At 69.0% G+C, this 255-nt stretch carries 1 pseudogene; it reads right to left on the bottom strand.

The annotated features are described in order from the left end of the window. Positions 1 to 255, bottom strand: a pseudogene (locus IB274_RS29545) (transporter); the annotation flags it as partial.

The raw sequence follows: 255 nt of genomic DNA, 5'->3' as shown, positions 1-255 counted from the left end.
GCAGCATGGCCTTCTTGGTCTCGGCGGCGCTGATGCGGCTCTGGTAGTCCTGCTCGCGCAGTTCCGGCCGCGAAGCCAGCGCCTCGCGCTCCAGGCTGTCCATGCTCACCTTCAGCTCCGGCAGCGGGTAGCCGTCGGCCGGCATGGCCAGCTTCAGGTCGGTGCCCGGCGGCAGGTTGATCAGGGTGGCCAGCTCGGTCTTGGCCAGCGACAGCGCCTTGCGCTGCACTTCCAGCTGGCGCGTGGCTTCGATCA

This window comes from Pseudomonas sp. PDM18, assembly GCF_014852585.1.
Taxonomy (GTDB): domain Bacteria; phylum Pseudomonadota; class Gammaproteobacteria; order Pseudomonadales; family Pseudomonadaceae; genus Pseudomonas.
Note: the sequence above shows the minus strand (reverse complement) of the source record. Positions and strands in the feature narration are given on the sequence as shown.